This window comes from Burkholderia sp. (assembly GCF_018375725.1).
GTDB lineage: Bacteria > Pseudomonadota > Gammaproteobacteria > Burkholderiales > Burkholderiaceae > Burkholderia.
In genome coordinates this window covers 1-6150 of the sequence record NZ_JAHACR010000261.1, presented here as the reverse complement: position 1 = coordinate 6150, position 6150 = coordinate 1, and the positions used below count along the sequence as shown (strand labels likewise).

General features: G+C 60.2%; 4 protein-coding genes. 2 read left to right on the top strand and 2 right to left on the bottom strand.

Going from position 1 to position 6150, the window contains the following annotated elements:
- Positions 1-743: 743 nt before the first annotated feature.
- Both KH616_RS20120 and KH616_RS20115 read right to left on the bottom strand, forming a co-directional pair.
- The gene (locus tag KH616_RS20120) at positions 744-1787 is read right to left on the bottom strand and encodes a serine/threonine-protein kinase (RefSeq protein WP_059542626.1); all 1044 of its coding nucleotides are present in this window, start codon (positions 1785-1787) and stop codon (positions 744-746) included.
- A complete protein-coding gene (locus KH616_RS20115) occupies positions 1780-2235 on the bottom strand; it encodes a hypothetical protein (protein ID WP_059542628.1) in 456 nt (151 codons plus the stop codon). Before KH616_RS20115 ends, KH616_RS20120 begins: the two co-directional genes overlap by 8 nt.
- 642 nt (positions 2236-2877) lie before the next feature.
- Here KH616_RS20115 and KH616_RS20110 point away from each other — a divergent pair.
- Both KH616_RS20110 and KH616_RS20105 read left to right on the top strand, forming a co-directional pair.
- Positions 2878-3159 (top strand): hypothetical protein, encoded by a 282-nt coding sequence (locus KH616_RS20110; protein WP_292250144.1) that lies wholly within the window; start codon positions 2878-2880, stop codon positions 3157-3159.
- A 620-nt stretch (positions 3160-3779) separates the two neighbouring features.
- Positions 3780-6150, top strand: a 2371-nt coding sequence (locus KH616_RS20105; RefSeq protein WP_292250141.1) for a fimbria/pilus outer membrane usher protein, incomplete at its 3' end; no start/stop codon positions are given.

The following is a 6150-nucleotide window of genomic DNA, read 5'->3' as shown; positions in this document are numbered from 1 at the left end:
AAACTCTCGCGAACCATCGCCAGCTTCTGCTCCGCCGTCCAGCGCCGCCGGCGCTCCGGGCCCGTCAACACTTCCATCACTTCCTGCCTGGTGTTAGTCGAAAACACAGTCTTATGCCTACCCGTTATTGTAAGTGGGTGACTGTGTCCGGCGTTTCAGGGGGCTGCTCCACAGACCTTCAAAAAGCTCCCCTCTATCGGTATCGGAGGGCTGCCAAAACCGAAGACTAATGCCGATGAGCTTGTCATCGGGCATCGGTCTGATGTGATCCTCGGCCCACCCGAAGGCGTCAGATATCCAAGGCTCTACGATATGCGTGAGGTTCGATTGATATGCCATCAAGCCGACACTGGCAGTAGCTGCTAAGAGTGCGATCAATATACGCTTCCACCAAATTTCCCCGTGCTGCAGTTGAGTTTCACGCGACGCATTCGTCTGCTTCGGAGCGCTACGACGTTTTCCCAAGATTTCCCCTTACTCAGAATCTACGGAATGTTTCTACTGAGTCTTCGCCGGGATGCTGACTGCTTCGCACCAACGGCGATGAAACGCCCATCAGTGCTTGGGTGGGAGCTGGATGTACCATCGACTATCAAGTATCCCCTTGGCGTCACGTTGCTCTGCCTCGGCGCGCGCTCGATCGGTGGCTCGGGGCGGCTTATCCCCCTTCGAATCCAAGGAGCGGCCAGCCAACGCCGCGCGAGTTAGGTATCGAGATGAATCGTTCTTGATCTTAGAGGCCATCAGGTTTCTCCCAAGAAACGTCGGATCTCGCGACTGGTGATCCCCGTTTTGCAGTAGCCTGTGATCCGTGACGTGCGCCCTGACTCAGTTGTCTTCTCCGCAAGAGAGGTATCGCTAGCATCGACCGTAAGTTGGTAGCGCTTGCTACCGTCAACTCTAGTCCATATACGCGTCGTTCCTTGCCTCTCGAACTGCCAGTCCAAACGATCCTCGACCTGAGCCAACTCATTGGAAACGTCGATCGCGGCCTGGAAGCGATCCGCCGCGGCTGGCTCCAAGCACTTCCGCACAAGTCGCCGGAGACGATCGGGGATATGATCTTCAAAGGCGTCTCGGTCTGGAAACCGCCCATTCCTCACTGCAAACTTGAACCCGTCTCGGTCGAAGGTGCTCGGCGTGGTGCCGAATCGCGCAAACTGCTCTTCGAAAGCAACATTGCCGCTGCACATACGATACAAAGTGAGGCCGAGTTGGTAGATATCGAAGGCACGTGTGAAATCTGAAGTCCCGTAAGCCTCTGGCGGTCGCATCTTGAAGTACATGCGGTCTTGCCCGGCCGTTCCCGCAGTGGTCAACCGCCGCGAAAGTCCAAAGTCGGAAATCAATGCCTCACCACGGTCAGACAATAAGATGTTGTCCGGCTTGACGTCGAAGTGCACAAGCCGCTTCGAGTGGATGTTATGAAGTCCACTCGCGATTTGGCAGCCGAGCACAACGATCTCACGGACAGTGAGATATCGGCTATTGATCAAGGCATTGAGCGATCCGCGCCTGTAGTACGGCATCGCGATAAAGATGCTGTCAGCATCTTGGCATGCATAGTAAATCTGCACCACATTCGGATGGCTGCTGAGGTACAGAATCCTTGACTCCTCGAAGAAGGTGTCGACTGAGTCAAGTGAGTTCTTCGGAATCTTCTTAATCACGATCTCAGCATCCAACTGATCGTCGTGGGCGACATACGTATTGGAGTTCGCGCCTTCCTGTCCAATCTCCTGGCGCAGATCGAAGGAAACTTCTGCTTTGCTATATGGCTTAAGCACGACTGGCTCCCATCGCGCACAGCAGCGCCTCACGCTGCTCTTTGCGCAGGCTGGCCCAATTCTCCACTGGCCAGTCGAGCTGGCCATCGACGTACCGTTTGAAGTCGGCACGCTCGATGCCGAGCCGTGCGGAGATGGACGAAATCTGCCCGACGTAATACGACTTAAGAAGGCTGCTGGCAAACGCCTCTTGTACAACCCCCTCTATCTGAATCCTTGCGATGTTGGGCGATTGAGCACTCGGTTCCGTCACACGAATACCAGCGCGCTCGATGCCATACTCGCGCAGGATATCGAGCAGGTTATTGCGGACGTACTTCAAGGCCTCGGGGGTGTGGAACGCGATCGGTATGCGAATGTCTTCCACGTTCAACACGGCATCTGCGTCCGCGTCGAACACGACAAAGGTCACTGCTTTGGGCGCAGCTCTGATACCGATCGTTCGCACGAATTTCCCCCGGTTGACACGCGAATACTGTATAAATATGCAGTATTCGCAGTAGTTTGTCTATTCGTCTGTACTTTGGTTGTCACTTGGATGGCAACCGCCCACCTAGGGCTGTAGGCCTCTTCGGGTCCACTTTCACGACGGTTGGCTATCGATTCTGGGTCGATCAGGGATGGTCGCGACGCTCAAGCTGAAACTGGCTACGAAAAATCCCTTCATGAACGCCCCTTATGAATACTCCCCTTCTGCCGGAATTTTGACGGACTATGTGAGTAAATTCCACATACCGCAGATGATCTCCGGTGACGAAATCTCTTGATAAATCAAGGAATTGCCTGTAACCTACAAGGCGCTTGGTTTGACTCTTAATCCGTAGGTCGAGTGTTCGAGTCACTCACGCCCCACCAAGCATTACGAAGCCCGGTTAGCGAAAGCTAGCCGGGCTTTTTGCTTTTTACTCACGCACGTCCGCAGCATATTCATGCCGCCCTTCCACCCATCGTGACGCCGCCCTCGGCGTGTTACCAGCTGTTACAGAAGCCACAACGCGGTATCACCCGCACCGTCTGCGCTACGTACCATTCAGGCATGGATGAACTGCATGCTCGCGCGCCGGAACGGCCGCGAGCGAGGTGAAGGAAGATGAAACGATTTCTGCTAATCAGTGCCGTCGGCATCGCCGTGGCAAGCGTGTCGGCCAGCGCGTTTGCACGCGCCGACATCGGCGTGTACTTCGGCTTTCCGGGGCCTGTGATCGAAGCCCCGCCGCCGGTCTATTACGCTCCGCCGCCGCCTGTCGTGTATGAGCCGGCACCGGTCTATTACGGCGGCCCGTACTACGACGATTACCGCTATCGACGCGGATGGCACGACAACGGCTGGCATCGCGGCTGGCGCCATCACCACCACGACGACGACGATTGACCGTCGCCAGAGGCCTTCAGCCACGCCCGCCGCGGGACACTCGCCCGCCTACATCGACGATGCGGAATGCAATCATGTGACGCGCGCAGCCGCGCGCGTCGTCAGACGCCGAAGCGGTTGCTCCAAATACAGGCACGACCGGCCGCAACAAACGCATCGAACCATTCCGCATCCGCCTCTTCCCGCACAGACCGCGACTGCGCGACCAGCGCGTGACGATCACACGCCCATGCGCATGGGCGCTCCGGATTGCATGACCATGACGGCCGACAATTCCAACCATCGCCATCGCCTCGTCCGCCCAGACCTGCATCGCGACAGCGCAAGACCAGGCTTGCGCCCCTCCATCGCAACGCCGCCAAAGTTCGCATTCGCTCCTTGTCCGTATCGCCGTCGAATGATCGGCAATGCCGCTCGCTCGCGGCCATACTAAATCTAGTGCGTACGATTCAAATTCAGATTCATCCCATTTAAGCCGTTCAGAAACAAATGGAGAATACGGGGCATCTTTTCTGGATCCCTAATGCAACTCCAGCATGACCTATCTATATGCCGTCGCGCTCCGGCAACGCGTCGGCAAACGGCACAATTACCCGGCTAACCCTTTAATCGCAGTACTGATGGTTATCTCAATCATCAGCGGCACCGCCCATGCCTCGGTCGCCGACACTGTTCCCGGCAACCGCATGCGTTCAGGCCATGTCGAATTCGACATCGAGACGCTAAAGGCGCGTGGACTTGACCCTGAACTTGCGAGTTATTTCGCCGAGAAGCCGCGCTTCGTGGGCGGCATGCATCGCGTCACGATATCGGTCAATGGTCGCCCCCACGGCACCATCAACGTTCGTTTTGACCCGCAAGGCAACGTCTGCTTCGACCGGCACCTGATCACGCGCGCCCGTCTCAAGATGCCTGAAGCACTGATGCCGGCGCATCAGTTCAGCCCATTCGAATTCCTGATCAATCTCGCATCGGGCCGTGAACGCGTGCATTGGCGCGAGCGCACCCAGTCGGATACGCCGGATACACCCGTTACGCCCGACACGGAAGCGAACACGCTCGCACACGTCGACAAGCAAACGCCGGTCGCCGCGATGGCCGCCGACGTCGCGCTCCCCGCAAATCCGGCCCACCCGCCGCCGGCAGCGGCGCCGGATGCCGCGGCGCCGGACGATTGCTTCGACTACCGCCGGTTCGAACCCCGCATCGAAATCGACGCGGACGCGGCACGCGACGCGCTCGCCATCGTCGTGCCCGCCGAAGCGCTCGAGGAGCCGCGCCCCGGGGACGGCGCGTCGTCGGGCGGCCTGGGCGCCCTCCTCAACTACAACGTGATGGGCACGGTGAACCGCAGCAGCGGGGGCGGCTCGACTTTCTTCTACAGCAACACCGAGACCGGCTTCAATGCGGGCGACTGGATCGTGCGCAGCCAGCAGAATTACTGGCGGCAACAGCATGCCTCCGCATTCGAGATGCCATATGTGTATGCGCAGAAGACCTACGTGGACGCCGGCTACATGCTGCAGGCCGGCCAGATCGTCCTCAACAACCCTGTCGTCGACGGCACCCCGATCGAAGGCGTCCAGATCATGCCCGACAATGCGCTGTCGGTGTCGGATACGGGCAGCGAGATCCAGGGCGTCGCCATCCAGCAGTCACGCGCCGAGATCCGGCAGGCGGGCGTGCTGATCTATACGACGATGGTGCCCGCCGGGCCGTTTCGCCTGCGTCACGTCCCGCTCATCGACCGGACCTCGCTGATCGACGTGACGCTGGTCGACGACGCCGGCAACCGGCGCACGTTCACCGTGTCGCCGGCATCGCTGCCCGCGCCTCGATCGGCCCCGCCCGGCATGTCGCTCGCGATCGGGCGCGTGTTCGTCTATCGCGCGCCGGACAGCATGGCGCGCCCGCTGGTCGCATCGATCGCCAAGCACTGGAATGTCGGCAAGGCGTCGAGCCTGACGGCGGGGGCGATCGTATCCTCGCGCCATCAGGCGGTCGGCGTTTCACACGCGATGCCCGTGAGCGACACCGGTGCATCGGCCAGCACGACGCTGCAACTGAGCAACGCGCCGCGACTCGGCGAACGCGGCGCGAGCATGGCGATTTCGCTGTCGGCACAACTCCCGCAGGATCTCTCGCTGACCGTGCTGGGCAACCGGCAGACGCCGGGCTTCCACTCACTGAGCGACACGCTGTACGACATCCCGGACACGGTCCGGCATTCCCCGTACTGGAACGTGATGCGCAGCTACCGGATCCGCGACATGCTGTCGTCGTCCATGAACTGGAACTCGCGCAGGATGGGCGCGCTGACGTTTTCCTACAACCGCTTCTCGACCTATGTCGGCGTTACCGGCGAGCACACCGCCCTGTCGTGGACGCGGCAATTCGGCCGTGCCAACCTGTCCGTCAGTCTCGACCGGTCATTCGGCTCGGGCGGCGGCAGCAGCGGAACCGCAATATTCTCGTCGTTGAATTTTCCGCTCGGACGCGCACGGATCAATACGTATCTGACCAATACCAGCGGCGTCGTCCGTGGCGGTGTCGGCGCCAGCCAGACGATCAACGACTACGCAAGCTACAACATCGGCGCGGAACGCAGCGAGCATAAGCACAGCGAACGCGCCTACGGCACGCTGAGCCTGCGGCCGCGCTATCTGCAGACATCGCTCAGCGCGAGCGCGCAACGCCGCAGCGGCGCGCTGTCGGGCCAGATCCAGGGCGGCATCGTCGCGACGCGCGAAGGCGTGACGCTGTCGCCCTATCCCGTGGGCGACACGTTCGGGGTGATCTCGGCCGACCGGGTCTCCGGGGTAAGCATCAGCACGCCCGCCGGCATCGTGTGGACCGACGCACGCGGACGAGCGGTCGTCGGCAGCCTGCCGGCCTATACGGAAACCAACACCATCGTGCGGACGAAGGGGTTGCCACACAACCTCGAAGTAACGGACGGCTATTCGGAACTCAGGGCAGGCCGCGGGTCCG